21 protein-coding genes are annotated in these 19,985 nt (G+C 63.4%); 6 read left to right on the plus strand and 15 right to left on the minus strand.

Going from position 1 to position 19,985, the window contains the following annotated elements:
* Positions 1–43: 43 nt before the first annotated feature.
* The 15 genes from QA649_RS19755 to QA649_RS19825 form a co-directional block, all read right to left on the minus strand.
* On the minus strand, positions 44–2,332 hold the full coding sequence (locus QA649_RS19755) for a hypothetical protein (protein ID WP_283025648.1): 2,289 nt from the start codon (positions 2,330–2,332) through the stop codon (positions 44–46).
* Positions 2,333–2,361: 29 nt separating this feature from the next.
* On the minus strand, positions 2,362–3,339 hold the full coding sequence (locus QA649_RS19760) for a lysylphosphatidylglycerol synthase transmembrane domain-containing protein (protein ID WP_283025649.1): 978 nt from the start codon (positions 3,337–3,339) through the stop codon (positions 2,362–2,364).
* Between the two features lie 61 nt (positions 3,340–3,400).
* Complete coding sequence (locus QA649_RS19765) at positions 3,401–3,979, minus strand: WbuC family cupin fold metalloprotein (protein ID WP_283025650.1); 579 nt, start codon at positions 3,977–3,979, stop codon at positions 3,401–3,403.
* Positions 3,957–4,622: a class I SAM-dependent methyltransferase gene (locus QA649_RS19770; RefSeq protein WP_283025651.1), complete on the minus strand. Its 666-nt coding sequence runs from the start codon at positions 4,620–4,622 to the stop codon at positions 3,957–3,959. Before QA649_RS19770 ends, QA649_RS19765 begins: the two co-directional genes overlap by 23 nt.
* Before the next feature lie 25 nt (positions 4,623–4,647).
* The gene (locus tag QA649_RS19775; RefSeq protein ID WP_283025652.1) at positions 4,648–5,040 is read right to left on the minus strand and encodes an LIC12192 family sporadic carbohydrate cluster protein; all 393 of its coding nucleotides are present in this window, start codon (positions 5,038–5,040) and stop codon (positions 4,648–4,650) included.
* Entirely contained in the window at positions 5,033–5,839 is an 807-nt protein-coding gene (locus QA649_RS19780; RefSeq protein ID WP_283025653.1) for a sporadic carbohydrate cluster 2OG-Fe(II) oxygenase, read from the minus strand. The genes QA649_RS19775 and QA649_RS19780 overlap by 8 nt, the downstream gene beginning before the upstream one ends.
* The gene (locus tag QA649_RS19785) at positions 5,836–6,954 is read right to left on the minus strand and encodes a DegT/DnrJ/EryC1/StrS family aminotransferase (protein ID WP_283025654.1); all 1,119 of its coding nucleotides are present in this window, start codon (positions 6,952–6,954) and stop codon (positions 5,836–5,838) included. The genes QA649_RS19780 and QA649_RS19785 overlap by 4 nt, the downstream gene beginning before the upstream one ends.
* Positions 6,944–8,050, minus strand: coding sequence for a DegT/DnrJ/EryC1/StrS family aminotransferase (locus QA649_RS19790; protein ID WP_028141025.1), 1,107 nt, complete (start codon positions 8,048–8,050; stop codon positions 6,944–6,946). Before QA649_RS19790 ends, QA649_RS19785 begins: the two co-directional genes overlap by 11 nt.
* Positions 8,051–8,058: 8 nt before the next feature.
* Positions 8,059–9,018 carry a transketolase C-terminal domain-containing protein gene (locus tag QA649_RS19795; protein ID WP_283025655.1) on the minus strand — a complete coding sequence of 320 codons (960 nt, stop codon included), beginning with the start codon at positions 9,016–9,018 and terminating at the stop codon, positions 8,059–8,061.
* A gap of 10 nt (positions 9,019–9,028) precedes the next feature.
* Positions 9,029–9,877, minus strand: a complete 849-nt coding sequence (locus QA649_RS19800; RefSeq protein WP_283025656.1) for a transketolase — start codon at positions 9,875–9,877, stop codon at positions 9,029–9,031.
* Entirely contained in the window at positions 9,852–10,889 is a 1,038-nt protein-coding gene (locus QA649_RS19805) for a phosphotransferase (protein ID WP_283025657.1), read from the minus strand. Before QA649_RS19805 ends, QA649_RS19800 begins: the two co-directional genes overlap by 26 nt.
* On the minus strand, positions 10,886–11,497 hold the full coding sequence (locus QA649_RS19810) for a hypothetical protein (protein WP_283025658.1): 612 nt from the start codon (positions 11,495–11,497) through the stop codon (positions 10,886–10,888). The genes QA649_RS19805 and QA649_RS19810 overlap by 4 nt, the downstream gene beginning before the upstream one ends.
* Before the next feature lie 5 nt (positions 11,498–11,502).
* Entirely contained in the window at positions 11,503–12,504 is a 1,002-nt protein-coding gene (locus QA649_RS19815; RefSeq protein WP_283025659.1) for an SDR family oxidoreductase, read from the minus strand.
* 26 nt (positions 12,505–12,530) lie between these two features.
* The gene (locus QA649_RS19820; RefSeq protein WP_283025660.1) at positions 12,531–14,096 is read right to left on the minus strand and encodes a PfkB family carbohydrate kinase; all 1,566 of its coding nucleotides are present in this window, start codon (positions 14,094–14,096) and stop codon (positions 12,531–12,533) included.
* An 84-nt stretch (positions 14,097–14,180) separates the two neighbouring features.
* Positions 14,181–15,209: an SDR family oxidoreductase gene (locus QA649_RS19825; RefSeq protein ID WP_283025661.1), complete on the minus strand. Its 1,029-nt coding sequence runs from the start codon at positions 15,207–15,209 to the stop codon at positions 14,181–14,183.
* A gap of 160 nt (positions 15,210–15,369) precedes the next feature.
* On the opposite strand from QA649_RS19825, the gene QA649_RS19830 reads away from it, so the two are divergent.
* From QA649_RS19830 to rplK, 6 genes are all read left to right on the plus strand, one after another.
* Entirely contained in the window at positions 15,370–15,957 is a 588-nt protein-coding gene (locus QA649_RS19830; protein ID WP_260389851.1) for an SIS domain-containing protein, read from the plus strand.
* Positions 15,958–15,969: 12 nt separating this feature from the next.
* Positions 15,970–16,992 carry a lysylphosphatidylglycerol synthase transmembrane domain-containing protein gene (locus tag QA649_RS19835; RefSeq protein ID WP_283025662.1) on the plus strand — a complete coding sequence of 341 codons (1,023 nt, stop codon included), beginning with the start codon at positions 15,970–15,972 and terminating at the stop codon, positions 16,990–16,992.
* Between the two features lie 85 nt (positions 16,993–17,077).
* The gene (locus QA649_RS19840; RefSeq protein ID WP_260389853.1) at positions 17,078–18,346 is read left to right on the plus strand and encodes a class I SAM-dependent methyltransferase; all 1,269 of its coding nucleotides are present in this window, start codon (positions 17,078–17,080) and stop codon (positions 18,344–18,346) included.
* A 328-nt stretch (positions 18,347–18,674) separates the two neighbouring features.
* A complete protein-coding gene (gene secE / locus QA649_RS19845; RefSeq protein WP_063682740.1) occupies positions 18,675–18,866 on the plus strand; it encodes a preprotein translocase subunit SecE in 192 nt (63 codons plus the stop codon).
* The gene (nusG, locus tag QA649_RS19850) at positions 18,866–19,420 is read left to right on the plus strand and encodes a transcription termination/antitermination protein NusG (RefSeq protein ID WP_007602985.1); all 555 of its coding nucleotides are present in this window, start codon (positions 18,866–18,868) and stop codon (positions 19,418–19,420) included. Before secE ends, nusG begins: the two co-directional genes overlap by 1 nt.
* Positions 19,421–19,551: 131 nt before the next feature.
* The gene (gene rplK, locus QA649_RS19855) at positions 19,552–19,980 is read left to right on the plus strand and encodes a 50S ribosomal protein L11 (protein ID WP_008136439.1); all 429 of its coding nucleotides are present in this window, start codon (positions 19,552–19,554) and stop codon (positions 19,978–19,980) included.
* The last annotated feature ends 5 nt before the right edge of the window (positions 19,981–19,985 follow it).

The following is a 19,985-nucleotide window of genomic DNA, read 5'->3' on the forward strand; positions in this document are numbered from 1 at the left end:
ATCTCCGTGCAGGATCGCGTCCCGCCGTCAAATTGGCAACCCTTCAGCGGCACTTAGAGAGTTGCTCGAGAAGCTTGAGATCTCTGCGCGTGTTGTTTGATGGCAGACGGTGCTTGATTGCTTCAAATGGTTCCACGCCATAAGCTTCCCGGTAGATATCTTTCGATCTCGCTCGTAGCGTCGAGATTTCGGTCTCAGCATCTGGACTCATCGGTTGATCGCCATTCTGCCACGTCAACAGCCAGTAGTCCGGGGTCTCGATGCGAACAGTAAAGCGCTTCGCCAGTTCGTCTTTCTGGAAGAGATCAGAGAACCCATTCAGCCAAAAATCGCAATTCTCCTTCTGGACGTAAAAGAGATTCACTTTCAACGCACGAAGTGCGGACTCTGCCGTATCTGCAGTCCCCAGCGCGATCTTTTCGAAATTGCGCGCGACATCGCTCTGATAGGTATGAATGACCTTGCCGCGCGTGAGCAGGGGCGAGAAATAGCATGGCACCATCGCGCGATAGCCGTTGAGGGGCAGAATGCGATCAGAGCCCGTCGATTGCTGCAGCACGTTACATCGTTGCCAGTCCACCTCAACACGCGGCATCTGGCGAAGCGGGCGCCCGGTCGCAAAAGCGATGGCACCGTCATCCCTGAAGCTGCGCCACGGATACGAAGCGGTCGTCCAGGCGCAGGCGATCAAGAGCGCCAGGACAGCTACATCAGGAGCGTGGCGCCCGGCGAACCAAATCGGGGTCAGTCGCCGAACGATGAGTAGCCCCCAACAGGCGATTGCGACGGTCGCAAGCGGGATTAGTGCGGTGGCATGAATGGATAGTCTGGTCAGGCTCGGAATGTTCAAGGTCATATCCAGAAGCCGGACGCTGGCTAAGTAGGCGATAACGATGAAAGCCCCAGCGGGATTGGGCAGCGTCCGCGACTTCGAGATGTCGGAGCGATCGGGAAACAGCTTCCAGTCGATGAAAGCTACGGCCAAAGTCGTCGTCGCGAGAAGAATAGCAACCAGGAGAACGGACTTGATCTGCTTGAAGAAAGCGAACAAGCCCGCCTTGCCGAGGAAGTCGCTGACCTCCAGCGACTGCGCCAGCACAAAGTAGTCTAGAATATCGAGGCTGCCGAATTGCGAGAAGCGCTCTACCGATGCGACGCTCCGAAACAGCGAGTATGGGTTGGTTGCCGGGATTCCGAGGTAAAGATAGTTGAAAGAGAAGGCCAGTGTGCACCCAGCGATCGCTCCCACTCCGAGCAGCGCGCCTGTCATGACGCCGGATAGGTCGCGCTGAAGCGCCTTAGCGAGCACTCCCAACGCCGAAATCAAGAAGACAAGCGCGACGTAGAGCGGATAGGAAGCGGCAACGGCAAAGGCGCAAATGCCGGCGGCAAGCCTGTCTCGATCCTGGGAGGACCGAATGACAACCAGCAGGAAATAGACGAAGAACGCCGCTGTCTGAAGGTGGTACTTTCCGAACTCCATGGTGTGGAGACCGGGGGTGACGCTCGGCATGGTCCTGGGCCAAGCAAGGCCGAGAATTGCCAGGCCGAGTGCAATCGGTACCGTTGCGGCTTGCCACCGCCGTCCCAGAAACTGCAATGGCAGAATGAGGCGGGCGAGCTCGAAAATGACCGCACCGATACCGACGAAGTAGAGAAATGAAATGATCTGGGCGACGTGCGGAGGCAGAAACGTCGCCAGCCACAAATGCAGCCCGTTTCCGTGGCCGATCTCGAAGTCGGAAAAGATGGGGTTGTCGTCCGCAAGCCAGATGCTGTGATTTCTCGCGACCTCCGCAAGATAGGGCGCATAGAGCTGCTGAACGTCGGTCGAAATGACGTCAGGTATGACGGCGCGATCCAGAAACACCGTTGCCAGAAGCCAAAGACCGAGCAGCGATGTCGCGATCAGCGGGAGAGCAAGCGCGAGCTTCTGCGGTCTCCAGACGCTCCGCATATCCCACAAGAGAATAGCGATCGATAACCCGAGCACGATTTGCGGATATAGAAGTGACAGAACGCCGAACCCAAATCCCGTCAATATTAGCGTGGCCGCGCCGACGAAGAATTCGTCGACGAGCCGAGCGGATTCGTGCTTGATGAGGGAGAACGTCAGGCGGCCGGTCGCCATGACGAGCCAGCCAAGATACGGTGTCAGGATGATCCAGGCGATAACGTTGAATCGCGTTACCCAACCGCCCTCGAACACCAGCGCTCGGTAAGTATCGGGCCGATTTAGGCACCAGATCGAAACAGCGGCCGGCGCGAAGATAAGCACGCGCCACAGCCACGCCTCAAGGCTGGTGGGCAAGTGCACCTTGGCAGCTCCCATAGCTTGATCTTGTCCGCTGTTGCCCATTGCTAAACCGATGCGGCGTCAGTCCGTTCGGCGACGGCCCTTGCGTGGTCCGTGCTGAAATTGGCGCGCTCCGGTGCGACTAGCCACACCAGGCCGCCGAACAGTCCCACGATCAGGCCGCCGAGGCCGAGCAAAACCGATATCGCGAGCGCCTTGTCGGATGCGATCCCGGTCAGGCCAAGCGCAGCAACCATTGCGCCTTCTCGCACGCCCCAGCCTCCGATCGAGATCGGAACCGCGGACGACAGAATGACAAGCGGAATAAGAACGAATGCACTAAGCGGGGAGAGTGGCGCGTCGAGGCCGATCGCGAGGACGTAACAGGCTGCGATCGTGATCAGGTGGATGATGATGGCAGCCGTGATCAACGTCCCGCGCCCTTCAGCCGCCAGTGGAGCCCTGACCAGCATTGCAAACTGCACGATCCGGTCCGGCAGGGCCGTGATGATGCGGGGCGGCCAGCGATCCAGCGTGAGCAGGGCGATCAGGCCGAAACACGCGACCACGAGAACGATGAGAATCGCAAACAGGAGCGAATTATCGCTGACTCGTGACAGCAGGAACGGCATTCCTGCCAATATGACGACACCAAGCGCCAACAGGGCGAGGAAGCGATCGGCCACGATGCTGCTGATGGTTGGCGACCATTGAACGCCGTGACGCCGCAGCATCCAGATGCGGACCGCGTCACCGCCCGCGGGCAGCACCTGATTGAAGAAGGTGCTGATGATGAGAATGCGCCAGCCGGGCAGCCAATCCAGGAGCACGTTCATGGCGCGGAGGATCAGGATCCAGCGGTGACAGAGCACGAACGTCTGGAGGAACAGCAGCAGCACTGCAAGTGCCAGCATGTCCAATTTGACAGCGAGAAGATCGGCTTTCAGGGACGACAAATCCTGGGCACGCAGCAACAATACGAGAATACCGATCGAGACAGCGAACTTGGCCAGAGTAACCAGTGCTTTTGCAGGCGGCTTCATTGGCTGGTGTCGTCCTCGATCATTCGCGGCGGGATCGTCGAGCAGCGATAGCGGTCGGAGTCTATTTTCTCGCCAGATGCTCGGTGGCGAGCGCGCCCATCCTCGCCACGTAGTCCTGCACGGCGGCAGCGTCGCTGCCATCCGGTGCCCAGTCGGGAAATTCTGTGCGGGCCGGATCGAACGGGCCGGCGGTGGTTTCGTGGAACACCAGCCATTCCGAGGTGATCAGGATCGAGTGGAAGACCTTTTCCGGCATGCGGTAGTAGCAGCGTTTGCCCTGGCCGTAGGGCGCCATCTCGAGCACATCGCGAATGCGGCCGTCGTCCTCGAAGATCACGACCTGCGCGGTGCCCTCGATCACGTGAAACGATTCAGGTTTGCCAAGATGCTTGTGGGGCCGGACATAGGCCTCGCGGTGATGCACGATCAGCATCTCGTGCAGGCCGGAGGAGGGATCGGGATGCGTGCAGAGGCGGCTGCGCAGCCGCGGGTTGCCGGCGGCGATGCGCTTCAGCTCGCCGATCGTGGCATCGTCCGCGGTGACGATGGCGTCGTCGGAATAGTAGACTTCCGGGTTCTGCGCACGGAGCGAAGTCGGCGTGCGCGAACGCGCCGTCTCATTCGAAGAAGATGAACCCATGGTCGCCCCGATAGCCGCATTTGTCATAGATCCAGGCCCATGTTTGCGGGCCGTGGAAGCTCAGGCAGGTGAGCTGCCAGTAGAGGAGGTTCGCCTTCTCGCGCTCGTTGCGGAACGATTCCACCATCAGGTATTTCGCGGTGCCGCGTCCGACCCGCTCGATCTCGCTCACCGCGCGGAAGACGTCCTCGAGCGGAAGGTTGTGCAGCACGCCGAGCGACACCACGAGATCGAAGCTGTGGTCGGAGTAGGGGAGCTCGACGGCGCTGCCGACCTTCAACTGCGGCCGCACCTCCTCCTTGGCGTTGGCGATGCCGTAGGCGGAGATGTCGATGCCGGCGATGGTGAGATCAGGGACGAGCTGGCTGAACTCATAGAGCAGGTAGCCCTTGCCGCAGCCGACATCGAGCACGCTCATGCCGGGCTTGATGCCATAGCGGTCGATCAGGGTCTGGGCGAGCGGACGCCACCGTCCGTCATAGCGATAACCGCCATAGCCGTAGCGCCGGTCGCCGTCCCAGTAGTCGCGTCCCCACTGCCGTGCAACCGTCGCCGATTCCGCCTTGTCATGCTCGACCACGCGCTGAACGTAGTTCCGCTTGGTCGACGCGTGCATCGGCTGGAGCAGGTTGACCTCGGCCATGGTCGTTAACCGGATCGCGGTATCGTCACAGGATGGTCGCGAATTTGTTGACGAGCAGGATGTCCTCGACCGCCTGGATGTCCTTCGGCGACGAGAGCGTGATCTCCTCCACGGCCGCGTGCAGATCGCAGCCCTCGCGCAGCACGCGGTCGTAGATCTCCCGTCGCCGTGCCTCGTCGGGCGGCAACATGAAGATGCTGTAGAGGATCAGGCCATTCAGGCGGGGCAACTCGTCGAGGATGTCCTCGAGCACCATGTAGCTGCCGGGCATGATGTGCTCGACGGCGCTGAGCAGATACTGCAGGTTCTTGCGCCGCGCGTAGTCGCGGATGACGATGTTCTGGACGTGCTGCGGGGAGCGGCTGCCGTTCAGCGGCCGCGCCCCGATGTAGCCGCGATGGCCGGCTCGCTCAGCCATGGAAGCCTCCCGGCAGCTTGTATTGCATGCCGACCCGCGTCGCCGGGCGCAGCAGGATCGGCTCGAAGAACTCGCCGAAGCGCTTGTCCGCGTAGGGCGACATGATGCTCTTGAACCGGCAGTTCATGCTCCAGCGCGTGCCCGGCTCTTCGTTGACGCGATTGCCGTGCATCAGGGTCTGGTTGAACAGCATCACGTGACCGTAGGGAATCTCGATGAAGGTCGCGTGCGGCTTGATCGTCTTGTACAGTTCCTCGGCGCTGCGCAGGCTTGCCATCCGATCCTGCATGTCGCCGTTCAGCGACGGCGGCAGCAGATACATCGCCTTGGTGCGGTGGACGTCCACCAGCGGCACCCACACCACGACCTCGAACGGCGAGTCGCCCGACCAGACGTCGGAATGGGTGGCGAGCAGGGAGGAATCGTCGCCGGGCATCTGGATGCTGAGATTGACGCGGCGCTGCATGCAGAGCTCGTTGCCGACGATGGTTTCGATCGTCGAGCGTGCCAGGCGGAAATAGGTCGGGCGGAACCAGGGCTCGGCGTTGAGGCCGTTGAAGACGTGCAGCCGCAGGCCGTTGAGATCGTCGACGCTCACGCGCGTATGGATGCCGTCGAGCATCGCATAGGGATCGTTGCTGTGCGGCAGCTTCAGAAAGTCGGCGGCGAGTTCAGCGGCGCGCCGCTGGATCCGGTCGAGCCCGGCACGGTCGTCGGCCGGCGTGGTGACGAAACCGTTGTCGATGAAGCGCTGCGCCAGCGCCTGCTCATCGGCCTGGAGGAAGTCCGTATCCGTCATGCGAAGTACTCCCGCGCGGTCGCGCAGATATAGCTGATATCGGCGGCCGAGAGGAACTGGTTGATGGGGAGCGTGAGGATCTGGTTCGCCTGCCGCTCGGTGACCGGAAACGCTCCGCGGCCGTGACCCAGATGCGCTGCGGCCGGCTGGAGGTGGATCGGGACCGGATAGTGGATCGCGGTCTCGATGCCCTTGTCGGCAAGATATTTCTGGAAATCGTTGCGACGGTCGGTCTGCACGACGAAGGTGTGGAAGGTGTTGAACTCGATGTTGCGGCAGGGCGGAATGAACAGCGGCAGCCCTGCGAGCTCGGCGCGGTATTGCGCGGCGTTGCGGCGGCGGCGCTCGATCACCGAGGGCAAGTGGCGCAGGCGAATGCGCAGCACGTCGGCCTGCAGCGTGTCGAGCCGCGACACGAGGCCCCATTCCTGGACGTCGCTGCGGTTGATCAGGCCGTGATTGCGCAGGCGGCGAATGCGCGCGGCCATCTCTGCGTCGGCGGTGACGAGGAAGCCGGCATCGCCTGCGGCATTGAGATTCTTCAGCGGATGCGCCGAGAAGCAGCCGAACGTTCCGATCGTGCCGCTCATGCGCCCGTCATAGGTCGAGCCCACGGCCTGCGCGCTGTCCTCGATCACGGCGAGAGCGTGCTTGCTCGCGAGCGCCATCAGCGGGTTCATGTCGGCCATGCGCCCGGTCAGGTGTACCGGCATGATCGCCTTGGTCCGCGGCGTGACGGCGGCCTCGACGGCGGCGGGATCGATGTTCTGGTCCGGCAGCACGTCCGCAAACACCGGCGTCGCGCCGACCGCGATGATCGCGGCCGTCGATGCCACGAACGAATTCGGCGGGGTGATTACCTCGTCGCCGGGGCCGATGTCGAGCGCGCGCATGGCGAGGATCAGCGCATCGGTGCCGGAATTCAGCGTCACCACATGCGGCGAGCCGAGATAGGAGGAGAGCTCCTCCTCGAGCTTTCCGACCGCCGCGCCGCCGATGAAATCGCCGCGGGAGAACACGCCCTCGACCGCCTGCATGATCTCGGCGCGCTCTTCCTCGAACTGCGCGGGAAGATTGACGTAACCGATGCGCCGGCGGCCGGTGTCAGCGTCCATGGCAGAACTTCCGGACGGTCTCGATGACGCGGTCCTGCTGGGCGCGCGTCAGGTGCTGATCGACGGGGAAGCTGATGACTTCCTTGGCATGGCGGTCGGTGACCGGGAACGTGCCCGGCGCGTAACCGAGATGCTTGAGGCCCTCCTGCTGATACAGCGGGATCGGATAGTGGATCTTGGCCTCGATGCCGTTGTCCAGGCAGTACTGGTAGAGCTCGTCGCGGCGTTCGGCGAACACCATGTAGAGATGATAGACGTGCTTCACGTTGGGACGGCGCGGCGGAACGCGCAGGCCCGGCAGGCCGGCAAGGCCCGCATCGTAATAGGCCGCGTTCTCGATCCGGCGGCGCGTGATCTCGCTGGTCTGGCCGATCAGCCAGTTGCCGACCACGGCCTGCAAGGAATCGAGCCGTGAATTGCAGCCGAGGATCGCGATCTCGTCGCGGTTCTTCATGCCGTGGTTGCGGATCAGGCGGAGCTTCTCGTTCATGCCGTCGTCATTGGTGACGACGACACCGGCATCGCCCCAGACGTTGAGGTTCTTGAGCGGATGCAGGGAGAAGCCGGCCGCGATGCCGTGAGTGCCGGAACGCTTGCCGGCAAACTCGGACAGAATGCCCTGGCAGGCATCCTCGACCACGGGGAGGTTGTGGCGCTGGGCGATCGCCATCAGCTTGCCCATGTCGGTGACCTCGCCGGTCAACTGCACCGGCATGATCGCCTTGGTCTTCTTGGTGATGGCGGCCTCGACCTGGTCGACATTCATGCAGAAGGAGTCGTCGCAGTCGACCAGCACGGGCGTAGCCCCGGTCTCGGCGATGGCGCCGACCGTGGCGATGAAGGTGTTGGCGGCGGTGATGACCTCGTCGCCATGGCCGATGCCGAGCGCCTTGAGCGGCAGCTTGAGCGCATCGGTGCCTGATCCCACGCCAATGGCGTGACGCACGCCGATCAGCTCGGCAAAGCGCTTCTCGAATTCGGCGACGGGCTTGCCAAGGGTGAAATCACCGGTCGCCACCAGTCGGCCGATCTCGGCGAGGATCGGTGCGGGGTCGGAGAATTGCTCGAGCAGATAGGAATATCGAACGTCGTACATGTGACCCGTCAGGTGGAATGGAGTTGAGGAGAGGAGGTGCGCGACGCCGCGAGCGCATGCTCGATCGAGGTCGCAATGGCGTTGGCGGAGAGCCCGTGCTTCTTCAGCAGCGAGTCCTGCGAGCCGTAATTGTGCATGAAGCGATCCGGCAGCGACAGCCGCAGCATGGCGGGCAGGCCGGATCCGAGCTTGTCGATCAGCGTCTCGGCGACCGCGCTGCCGAGGCCGCCGGAGGGGACGTGCTCCTCGAGCGTCACCAGCAGGCGTGTGGCGCGCACGGCCTGCAGCAGCGCCTCGGTGTCGAGCGGCTTCACGGTGTGCATGTGCAGGATACCGCAGCGAACGCCTTGCGCGGCCAGCAGGTCGGCCGCGGCGAGGGCGCGCTGGAGCATGATGCCGGTGGTCACCATGAGGACGTCGCCGGGCGGCCGCATCAGGATGGCCTTGCCGATCTCGAAGCCGTGCTCGGCCTTGGAGACGACGGCGTCGCCGCCCTTGCCGAGCCGGATGTAGATCGGGCCCTTCCAGTCCAGCGTCTGCTCCATCATGCGCGCCGCCTCGTCGGCGTCGCACGGGCAGATCACCGTCATGTTCGGCAGCGCCCGCATGATGGCGATGTCCTCGATCGCCTGGTGGGTGGGGCCGAGTGGCGCATAGACGAGGCCGCCGCCGTTGGCGATCAGCCGCACCGGCAGATTGTGCAGGCAGAGATCGACCGCGACCTGCTCGTAGCAGCGCCGCGTCAGGAAGGTCGCGATGGTGTTGACGTAGGGCACGAAGCCCTCCATCGCGAGGCCGGCCGACATGCCGATGATGTGCGCTTCCGAGATGCCCTCGATCAGGTGGCGCTTGGGAAACTCCTTGCTCATCGCGCGCAGCGTGCCGGCGCCGGGATCGGAGCCGATGTAAAGCACACGCTCGTCGCGCGCGGCGAGCTTGTGGACCATGTTCATCGCGGTGTTGCGCATGGGGAGCCGATCAAAAATCGCCGACAGCAACGCGAATGGCGTCGAGCTCGCTGTCGGTCAGCTTGTTCTTGTGATGCCAATCGGCGTTGGATTCCGCAGCCGGAAGTCCCTTGCCCTTGACGGTATGGCAGATGACGGCGGTGGGTTTGCCTGCAACGGCCGGGACCTGCTTCAGCACGGTGCGCAGGGCGCCGACGTCGTGGCCGTTGACCTCCTGCACGGCGAAGCCGAAGCTGCGCCACTTGTCCGCAAGCGGCTCCAGCGGCAGCACGTAGTCGGTGGGCCCGTAGCTCTGGAGCTTGTTGTAGTCGATCAGCGCGACGAGGTTGTCGAGCCCGTGCTTGGCCGCGCCCATCGCAGCTTCCCACACCGATCCCTCGTTGATCTCGCCGTCGCCGAGCAGGACGAAGGTCCGGTAGCTGCGCTCGCGCATGCGTGCGGCAAGCGCAAGGCCGACGCCGATCGAGAGGCCATGCCCGAGTGCGCCGGTCGATGCCTCGACCCCCGGCACCATGCCGTATTCTGGATGTCCGCCCAGGATGCTGTCGGGGCCGCAGAAGCCGTCGAGCTCCGACAGCGGGAAGAAGCCGCGATCGGCCAGCAGCGCATAGAGCGCCAGGCAACCGTGTCCCTTGCTGAGGATGGCGCGGTCGCGATCGGGATCGCGCGGATTCTTCGGATCGATCCGCAACACGTCGTCGTAGAGCACGCGGACCATCTCGATCAGCGACAGGGCAGGTCCGACATGTCCGCGTCCCGCGGAACGGACAGAACCGAGCACCAGGCGGCGCAAATAAAGGCTGCGCTCGTCCAGGGTGCAGGTGAGGGCGGCTTCAGCGTGGGGTGAGATCTGGATCACGTTGGCAAATCGTTTGGTGGAGCCGGCGCGCTTTGTCGAGCTGACCAGCAAGGCGGACCGTCAGATCGCCACCTTGCGCGGCCAATGCGCGTCGGGAGCGGCTTTCCGGCAAATAAGCATTCAGGACAATCAGGCACCAGATCGCCCCGAACACAGGATACAGTACGTCACGACGGATCGCAAACGCGTCATCCCTAGCCGCGAAAGCTTGCGTGAGGCGTTCGGTCAACCGATTTGCTTTGGCTTCGGGCAGATCGCTGCCGGGGTGAAGCGCGGTGTCGGACACGAGCTTGACCGGATCGTCCCAGCCGAAATACTCGAAGTCGATGAATCGCAGCCGGCCGTCTTCGCCGCGCAATGCATTGTGCAGCCCGAAATCGGACGGGCTCAACGCGCGATGCGCGGGCGCAAGATCGGCTGCGGGATCCCGGCCGAGTTCCGTATAGCGCAGGCGTAGCTTTCGGATCGCGATGGACGTGCTGGGCACCAGGCTGCCGTCGATGAATGCGCGCAGGTCCGGATGATCGTCCGAGGCCCGCCTCAGTCCGTCCAGGCGCTGCGCGTACTGGGCGATCGCCTCCTCGGGCGAGAAGATGCTGGCCGAGGCGTCGCGCAAATTCTGCGCGCCGTCGGCGTCGCGCAGTTTCTGCAGCTCGATCAGGAAATCGGCCAGCTGATCGGCATCGCCGTCCTGGGGACGCAGCACCGCCGCCTCGCCGTCGAACCATTGATACAGCGCGCAGAACGCATCAGCATCCTTCGCGACCGGGTGCGGTGTCGACATGATGCCGTGGCGGGACAGGAACGACAGCGCGTCATATTCCTGTCCCAGGCGATCGCGCCCGTCGGACGGATAATGCTTGAGGGCGAGGGGCGGGCCCTTTGCCATCTCGAGCCGAAACACCCGGTTGTTGCCGCCGGACCGCGCCGGCTGGGCGGCCGCGACCGGGGCGCCCGCCAGGCGGCTGCCGAGCGCCATCGCATCCGCTGCGCTGATGTCAGGCTCGCTCATGCCGCAAACACTTCGTTACGGATGCCGGTCCACGTCGCGATCGGCTTGCAATGTCCGGGGTGCGGGGACTGCGAACGCGTGAACAGGATCGATCGCGTGCCCTTCGGGAAATGCGGTTGCTCGAAGACCTCGACGAGATCGTCGATGAAGATGTCGAGCTTCAGGCTCACGAGCCTGTCGACCTTGGCGGCCATCGTGTCCTCGAAGTAGACATCGCCGGCAGCCACCGCCGCATCCGCGGCGTCGATCAGGCCGGCTCCGCGCAGCCAGCCGCGCGCGGCTTCGCGCAAATCGGTACGGTCCGGATCCTGATGACCGAATCGGGTCTTGTGGCTGACGACGTACACCTTCGCGCCGGCCTGTCTGCACGCCGCCAGGAATTCCCGCACGCCCGGATAGATTTCGGCGCCGCCAATGCCCTTGCCGTAGACGAAGCCTTGCAGGCCTTGCCAGGCGAGCTCGCCGCCGGTGCGGGATCTCAAGTAATCCCGCACATCGGTCTTCAGCCCCTCCCAGCCCTCCGGCACCAGGTCGCGCTGACGCGCCGCGGCGGCAAAGACCTTGTCGTAGCAGATGATCGTGTTGTCGAAATCGATGCCGATCCGCACGCCGCTCACTTCAGGCTGATATTCTGCATCATCTTGATGTTGAAGTACCGGGGGTCGTTGAGCGAGTTCGGCAGACGGCCGGTCTTGAAGGCGTCCACCAGACCCGACACGGCCTGCTCGATCGTGTGGGTCGGCGCAAATCCGAGCTCGCGGCGGATCTTTTCCGAAGAGACGTGATACGAGCGCAGATCGTCGGTCGGCTCGACCGCGATGTCGACGTTATTGCCGACCACCGACTTGACGATGTCGGCGATCTTCATCAGCGAGTGGTTCTCGTAGCCGATATTGTAGGTCTTGCCGTCGATCTTCGCGTCGTCCTGCTGGAGCAGGAACAGATAGGCCGCCGACATGTCCTGGATATGCAGGTTGGGCCGGCGCTGCGTCCCGCCGAACACGCGGATGCGGCCGGTGTTGACCGCAAGGTTGGTCAGGATGTTGACGACGACGTCGAGCCGTTGCCGCGGTGCGTAGCCGCAGACGGTGGCTGGACGCACGGTGCAGGTGACGAACCCGGATGCGGCTTCGTCGGCGAGGTCGGTCTCGCACATCGCCTTGAACTTGGAATAGTCGGTGAGCGGCTCGCAGGACAGCTCCTCCGTCACCTCGGCTTCGTCCTTGATGCCGTAGACGCTGGAGGAGGACGCGTAGATGAAGCGCTTGATGCCGGCCTTCTTCGCCGCGCGCACCATCGGCCGGAAGCAGTCGTAGTTGATGGACTTGCCGAGCGTCGGATCGAGCTCGAACGAGGGGTCGTTGGAAATGCAGGCGAGGTGGATCACCGCATTGTTGCCGCGCAGCGCCTCGTTGATCGCGGCCTCGTCGCGGATGTCGCCCTTGATCAGGCGCAAATTGGGGTTGTCACGGACGGCGTCGAAGACGTTTTCACCGTACATGAACAGGTCGAGCACCGTGACCTTGTGGCCTGCCGCGAGCAACTGGGGAACCAGCACGCTGCCGACATAGCCGGCGCCACCGGTGACCATCACGTTCCATTTCTGATCAATCACTGTCGTTCTCCAGAATCTTCTTTGCGCTACTTCAACAACGCGGTCACGAACTTGACCAGCGGCGCCTTTTCGACCGAGCTGCGGTGGCCGACGATACCGACCTTGATCGCGCCTGCCGCATTGCCGATGAACGCGACGTCCTCGATATTGCCGCCGGCGGCAACCAGTGGTGCCGTGATCGTCAGGAAGGCGTCGCCGGCGCCGACGGTGTCGACGACGGTCTTGGTGAAAGCGGGCACACGCGCGACGCCGGTCTTCGACGAGAACGGGTAGCAGCCGAAGGAGCCGTGCGTGATGATCATGTTGTCGCAATCGATCTTGGCGTGCAGGCCGTTCTCGATCACGGAGGCGATGTCGTTGAACTTGTCGGTGGCGGCCAGCCGCGCTTCCGGTGCGTCGATGCAGATGTAGTCGGCCCGCGGATATTTGGTGACCAGATTGTAGCCGTGATTTCCGCTGTTGCTCTGGGCGTTGACGGCCAGGAACTTGGAATTCGCGATCAGCGTGTCAATCGTGCTGGACGCGATCATGCCGTGGCCGAAATCGGTGACGATGACCACGTCCGCGCCGCGCACGCGCTCCGCGGTGACCCGGTCGATCTCCTGCCGCTGGGTCTCGCTGACCGGCGTGTCGTTCATGGTGTAGACCTCGAACAACTTGTGCAGGTAGCCGAGCTCGACGTAGCGGAGCTTGCGGGTGGTGGGGCGGTTTTCGACGCGGATCGGCGTCAGCTTGACGTTCTGTCGGATATGCGCGCGAAGGAATTCTTCGGGATAGTCGTCGCCGCCGAGCGTCGTGACGATCTCGACCGACTTGCAGAAGCTCGCGACGTGGTTCGCCGCGGCGATCACGCCGCCTGCGAATTGCTCCCGGTTCTTGAACAGGGTCGCGACGATGTTCTCCTTCGAGGCCTTTCCGAGCGCGGTGACGTACTGGTACTCGTCGATGATCGTATCTCCGACCAGCACGACGTGCATGTCCTGGATCTTGTCGATCAGCTTCAGCAGGCGTTCGGCGCCGCCGCCTTCGCGCACCTTCTGGAGGTAGTCGCGCAGGGGAGGGTCGTAGATGTCGAAATAGCGGTTCAGCAGCGACGACGAGCTGAAGGTCACGTCGCGCGTGAAGACGATGCGCCCGCCATGGCGCTCGACGGCCTCGCGCTCGGTCGCGATCTTGCCGGTGACGTCATCCTCGGGATTTTCGTAGTCCGAGCCCTTCACGTAGATGTCGGGGCGGACGGTGTCGAGGATCGGCTCGGCGCTGGAGGTCCGGTTGATGGCGACCCAGTCGACCGTGCCGAGTGCCGCCAGCATCTCGGCGCGCATGTTCTCGGGAAAGATCGGCCGTCCCGGGCCCTTGTTGACGAAACGGTCGGCGGTGATGGTCACGATGACCACGTCGGCCTCGTTGCGCGCTGCCAGGATGTGCCGGACGTGACCGAGATGAACCAGATCGAACACGCCGTGGCACAGCGCCACGGTGCGGCCCTCGGCCTGTGCGGCGCGCGCGATCGCTCCCAGCTCCTCGAGCGTCTTGATCTTCTCGTGCGGTGCCGGATGGACCGCCGCCTTGTCTGTCGCAGAATTACCCATGTGAATTACCCAAAAGCACCGGCCGGCCTCGGCCGGCTGGCCCGAAATTGATCGACTCGCGGCGACAATACGTAGCGAACCTGTTCAGTAGCTTGCCTTCTGCGGCGCACCGGACGCCGCATCCTTGTCGTCGCCAAGATATTTGAACCAGTCCTTGGTGGCGTCGGCAATCTTGTCCACCGTCCACAGGGGAGCGTCCTTGTACTGGTCCATGGACTTCAGCATCGTCGCGACGCCGTCCTCGAATTTCACCTTCGGCGTCCATTTCAGGATCCGCTTGATCTTGGTGATGTCGGCGTAGGTGCAGTCGGGCTCGCCGGGGCGCCTGGGAATGTGGACCTTGTCGCCGCCGAGCAGTTCAACCAGCCGGTTGACGCTGTAGGTGTTGTCCGAGCCGACGTTGAAAATCTCGTGCGAGACGTCGGAGCGTGCGGCCGTGACGAAAGCGTCGGCGACGTCGCTGACGAAGGTGAAATCGCGGGTCTGCTCGCCGTCGCCGACCACTGTGAAGGGCTTGCCGGCAAGCTTCTGCGCCATGAACACGCCGAATACGGCGCCATAGGTCCCCGTGGTGCGATGGCGCGGCCCGAACACGTTGAACAGACGGAGCGCGACCGCTGGAAGCTTGTAGACCTGGCACCAGTGCATGACGCACTGCTCGCCGAGATTCTTGGTGAGAGCGTAGGGATACATCGGCCGGATCTCGGCGCTCTCCGGCGTCGGATAGACGTCGGGGATGCCGTAGCAGGAGGACGACGCCGCATACACGAAGCGGCTGACGCCGGCCTGCCGCGCAGCCTCGAGAACGTTGACCGTGCCGTCGACGTTGGCGCGGTGATACGGGATCGGCGATTCGATCGAGGGAACGATGTCGGCGAGTGCCGCGAGGTGGAACACCCAGTCGATACCGTTGAAATACGGGCTGATCGATTCGCGGTCAGTGACGTCGGCCCGGACGATCTTCAGCCGGCTCGAACCGGCGTGCGACGACAGATTTTCGGAACGTCCGATGACGAAATTGTCGAGCGCAATCACCTCATGGCCGTCATCGAGAAGGCGATCAACGAGGTGACTGCCGATGAAGCCGGCGCCGCCAGTGACGATGCATTTCATAGGAACATCCGTAGCGCGAATGCCCTGCGGGCGTCGCCAATGTTGAGTGAAACCCTGACGCCGACTAACAGCCGGTCGCAATTTTTGCAAGTATTATACCTTTGCAATCCCTGGTAATAGCCGGTATCAGGGCGTCATGTTGCAGTCGAGCCGCCAGCCCATGCCCGCCGAGACTCTTGATCCCGATCACAAGGCCTTCCTCGTCGATTACATGGGGCGCCTGCATCGCGCGACGGCGATCGACGACGGTGTTTTCGCCAGCATCTCCGCCACCCGCGCGGCCTGGTTGCGTGCGCGCGAGCAGGGCGGTCGCGTCATCTTCATCGGCAATGGCGGCTCGGCCGGCATTGCTTCGCATCTGGCGATCGATCTGGCAAAGAACGCGTCGGTGCCAGCGCTCTGCTTCAGCGATGCCAGCATGATGTCGTGCCTTGCCAACGACTACGGTTTCGAGGACTGGATCGCGCACGCCGTGCGGCTGAGCGCCCGCGCCGGCGACTGCCTCGTCGCGATCAGTTCGTCGGGGCGCTCGAAGAACATCCTCAATGCGGTTGCGCAGGCGCGGACGATGAAGCTCGGCGTGATCACGCTGTCGGGCATGAATGTGGACAATCCGCTGCGCAATCTCGGCGACGTCAATTTCTGGGTGGACAGCCGCAGCTACAACATTGTCGAGACCACGCACCAGTTCTGGATGATGGCCGCGATCGACCTCGTCATCGGTCGCGCGGAATACCCGGCATCCTGAGGCGGGCATCGGATGCAGGCGCGGTTCAAACAGGCAGCCCTGTTCTCGGTGAAGCTGCTGCTGTCGATCGCGGTGCTGGTCTACATCGCGCGCGGTCTCGACCTGCAGCAATTGCGCACCCATCTCGTCTCGATCAATCCCTTGCTGTTTATCCTCGCGCTGGCGCTGATCTTCGTTCAGACCTTCGCACTGAATGGCCGGTGGGAGCTGATCATGCGCGCGCTGGGCGTGTCGCTGGATTGGCTCGCTGGCTGGCGGATCCTGATGATCAGCCTCTGGTTCAACCAGGTGCTGCCGTCGTCGGTGGGCGGCGACGCGGTTCGGATGTGGCTGCTGCGCCAGCGCGGCGTGCAGTGGCCGGAGGCGGTCAAGGGCGTTGCGGCGGACCGTTTCACGGCGTTGATCGGGTTGATCGTGCTGATGGTGGCCGGCTTGCCGGTCCTGATGTCGCGGGTGTCGAATCAGGCTGCGATCCTGGCGATCGGCGGGCTGACGCTGGCGGGCGTCGCCGGTACCGTGGTCCTGTTGACGCTCGATCGCCTGCCGAAGCGCCTCATCGCGCTTCCCGCGATCGCAAGCTTCGTCCGGTTCGGAACGCTTGTCAGATTTCTTCTCCTGCGATCCGAGCACCGCGGTTTGCTGTTCGGGTCGGCGCTCTTCATTCATCTCGTGACGGCAGCGGCGTGCTATGCCTTGGCGCGCGGCGTAGGAGCTCAGCTCTCGGTGGTGGACGCTGCCATCCTGATTCCGCCGGTGGTCCTGCTGACGGCGGTTCCGATCTCGATCAGCGGCTGGGGCGTTCGCGAGGGCGCAATGGTTGCCTGTCTCGGCTTGGCTGGCGTTCCTTCCGAGGAAGCGCTGTCGGTTTCGCTCCTGCTGGGGGCGGTCAGCGTGATCGTCGGTCTGGCGGGCGGGGTGATCTGGCTGGCAAGTCCGGAGCGGGGCTCTTATTCAGCGGACAAGGCCGCGCAGGCTGCCGAAGAACCGCCGGACTACGGGCTGGCGAAGGCCAGGGAGGTCTCGAGCCACCCTTGACTGTCTTGAACCATTACCGTCGATCTGATCTTCACAGGGTGGGGTTGTCCCGCTCGCTCGCATGTCTCCGTTTTCCGGATCTATGATGCAAAACCTGTTCTACGTCCGCCATACCTGCCGCCTCTGTCATTCGGACAAGCAAGAGCTGGTCGTTCCGATGGCCGGCATGCCCATCGGCACGCCCAACTTCCAGGTGCCGAACGCCAGCGTCGACGATCCCGTCTTCCGGGCCGCGGTGCCGATGGCGCTGCACCTGTGCAGGGATTGCGGCCACCTCCAGATCCTCCATGTCGGCAATCCGGAGGTGCAGTACCGCAACTACGTCTACACCACTTCGCTCTCGCTCGGCCTGCGGGAGCATTTCGCCGGTTATGCCAACGACGTCGTCAGCCGCTTCGGGATCGCGCCGGGCTCGCTGGTCGTCGAACTCGGCAGCAATGACGGATCGCTGCTCGGCTTCTTCAAGGAGCGGGGCATGCGGGTGCTGGGCGTCGATCCAGCCGTCGACATTGCGCGGCGCGCGACGGAGAGGGGGATCGAGACCATCGGCGATTTCTTCACCGACGTGATCGGTCGCCGCATCCTTCAGAGCCATGGCGCGGCCAGCGTCGTGATCGCCAACAACATGATCGCCAATGTCGACAATCTCGATCCGCTGGTGATCGGCGTTCGCGACGTGCTGGCGCCGGACGGATTGTTCGTGTTCGAGACGCAGTATGGCGTCGACGTCACCGAGAAGAACCTTCTCGACACCGTCTATCACGAGCATCTGTCGTATTTTAACATCAAGCCGCTGATCCGTTTCTTTGCCCGGCTCGGCATGGAGCTGATCGACGTCCAGCACATCTGGACCAAGGGCGGCTCGATCCGCGTCACTGTTCAGCGCGCCGGCGGCCCGAAGAAGCCGTCCGCGGAAGTCGCGCGCTTCGTCGCCGAGGAGGACCGGCTCGGTGTCGATCAGCCGGCTTATTACGCACCCTATGTGAAGAGAATCGCCGCCATCCGCGACGAACTGATTGCGATGGCTGATGCCGCCCATGCGCGCGGTCAATCGGTTGCCGGCTACGGCGTCTCGGTCGGTACCACGACGCTGCTGCCGCAGTTTGGCCTGGAGAACAAGATCGACTTCCTCGTGGACGACGACCCGAAGAAGGGGAACGTGATGGCCGGCCCGGGATACGACATCCCGATCCTGCCGCCCGCGGCCCTTTACGAGCGCAAGCCGGCCTTCGTCGTCGTCTTCGCCTGGCGCTATGTCGACCCGATCCGGGCCAAGCATGCCCGCTATTTCGCCGAGGGCGGAAAGTTCGTGGTGCCGCTGCCGGGCATTACCATGGTGGACCGGGCCGACTGACGGGGCCGGCGGGGGCTGAAGGCCTCCCCGGGATGGCGCCTTGCGGGCGGTGGATAAGTCCTTGATCCACATGGCCTCTGCACGGCGGTCCGGGGGAGGGGGCTTGCCCCCACAAGCCCTCTCTATCTTGACCTTTGGCCCCATCCGCAGTAGATACCCCGCACTCGCAGCCGGCCCGTTAGACGCGGATCTCCGGCGCGGCTTTAAATCCCCGAACAATCGAGCCCGGTTCCCGGCTCATCCTTCGAGACAGAGGGCTGGGCCAACGGCGGCTGTTCGGATCCCTGAAATTCATGTGCGTCTGTCGACGGACGCTGGACCTCAAACGATGGCAGTCAGCCCGTTCAAGTTCTTGCAGGAAGTGCGCTCGGAGACCGCCAAGGTCACCTGGCCGACCCGCCGCGAGACCACAATCACCACCATCATGGTGTTCGTCATGGTCGCGGTGGCCTCGGTGTTCTTCTTCGCCGCCGACCAGATCATCCGCGTCCTCATCACCTTCCTTCTGGGCATCCACTGATGGCTACAGCAACCGCTCAACTGTCCGACAAGCGCTGGTACATCGTCCACGCCTACTCGAACTTCGAGAAGAAGGTCGCCGAATCGATCCGCGAGCAGGCCAAGCAGCGCGGGCTCGAGGAGCTGTTCGAGCTGGTGCTGGTTCCGACCGAGAAGGTCACGGAAGTGCGCCGCGGCCGCAAGATCGACGCCGAGCGCAAGTTCTTCCCGGGCTACGTCCTGGTGAAGATGAAGCTGACCGACGAGGCGTTTCATCTGATCAAGAACACGCCGAAGGTGACGGGCTTCCTCGGCGCGGAAAACAAGCCGATGCCGATCTCGGAGGCCGAGGCCATGCGCATCCTGCACCAGGTGCAGGAGGGCGTGGAACGGCCGAAGGCGTCGGTGTCGTTCGAGATCGGCGAGAACGTGCGCGTGGCCGACGGCCCGTTCGCCTCGTTCTCGGGTGTGGTCGAGGAAATCGACGAGGCGCGCTCGCGCGTGAAGGTCGCGGTGTCGATCTTCGGCCGCGCCACGCCGGTCGAACTGGAATTCGGTCAGGTCGAGAAGGTCTGATCGGACGAGGCGTGAGGCTTCGGTCTCACGCGACAAGAGGCCGTGGGAGGACGAGGGCGGTTGCCAGCCGCACATCGATCCCGACCACGAACCTGAAACCGCCGGCCCTGCCGGCACAACAGGAGTGATACATGGCAAAGAAAGTGACCGGATACCTGAAGCTTCAGGTCCCGGCCGGTGCGGCGAATCCTTCGCCCCCGATCGGTCCCGCGCTCGGTCAGCGCGGTCTCAACATCATGGAGTTCTGCAAGGCGTTCAACGCCCAGACCCAGAAGGAAGAGAAGAACACCCCGATTCCCGTCGTGATCACGATCTACGCCGATCGTTCGTTCACGTTCGAGATGAAGACCCCCCCGATGTCCTTCTTCCTCAAGCAGGCTGCCAAGATCCAGTCCGGCTCGAAGGCGCCGGGCCGTGACAAGGCCGGCAAGGTGACCAAGGCGCAGGTGCGCGAGATCGCCGAGAAGAAGATGAAGGACTTGAATTGCGACACCATCGAATCGGCCATGAAGATGGTCGAGGGCTCTGCCCGTTCGATGGGTCTGGAAGTAGCGGGGTAAGCGGT

The sequence above is a fragment of the Bradyrhizobium sp. CB1717 genome, from assembly GCF_029714325.1.
In the GTDB taxonomy this organism is placed as follows: domain Bacteria; phylum Pseudomonadota; class Alphaproteobacteria; order Rhizobiales; family Xanthobacteraceae; genus Bradyrhizobium.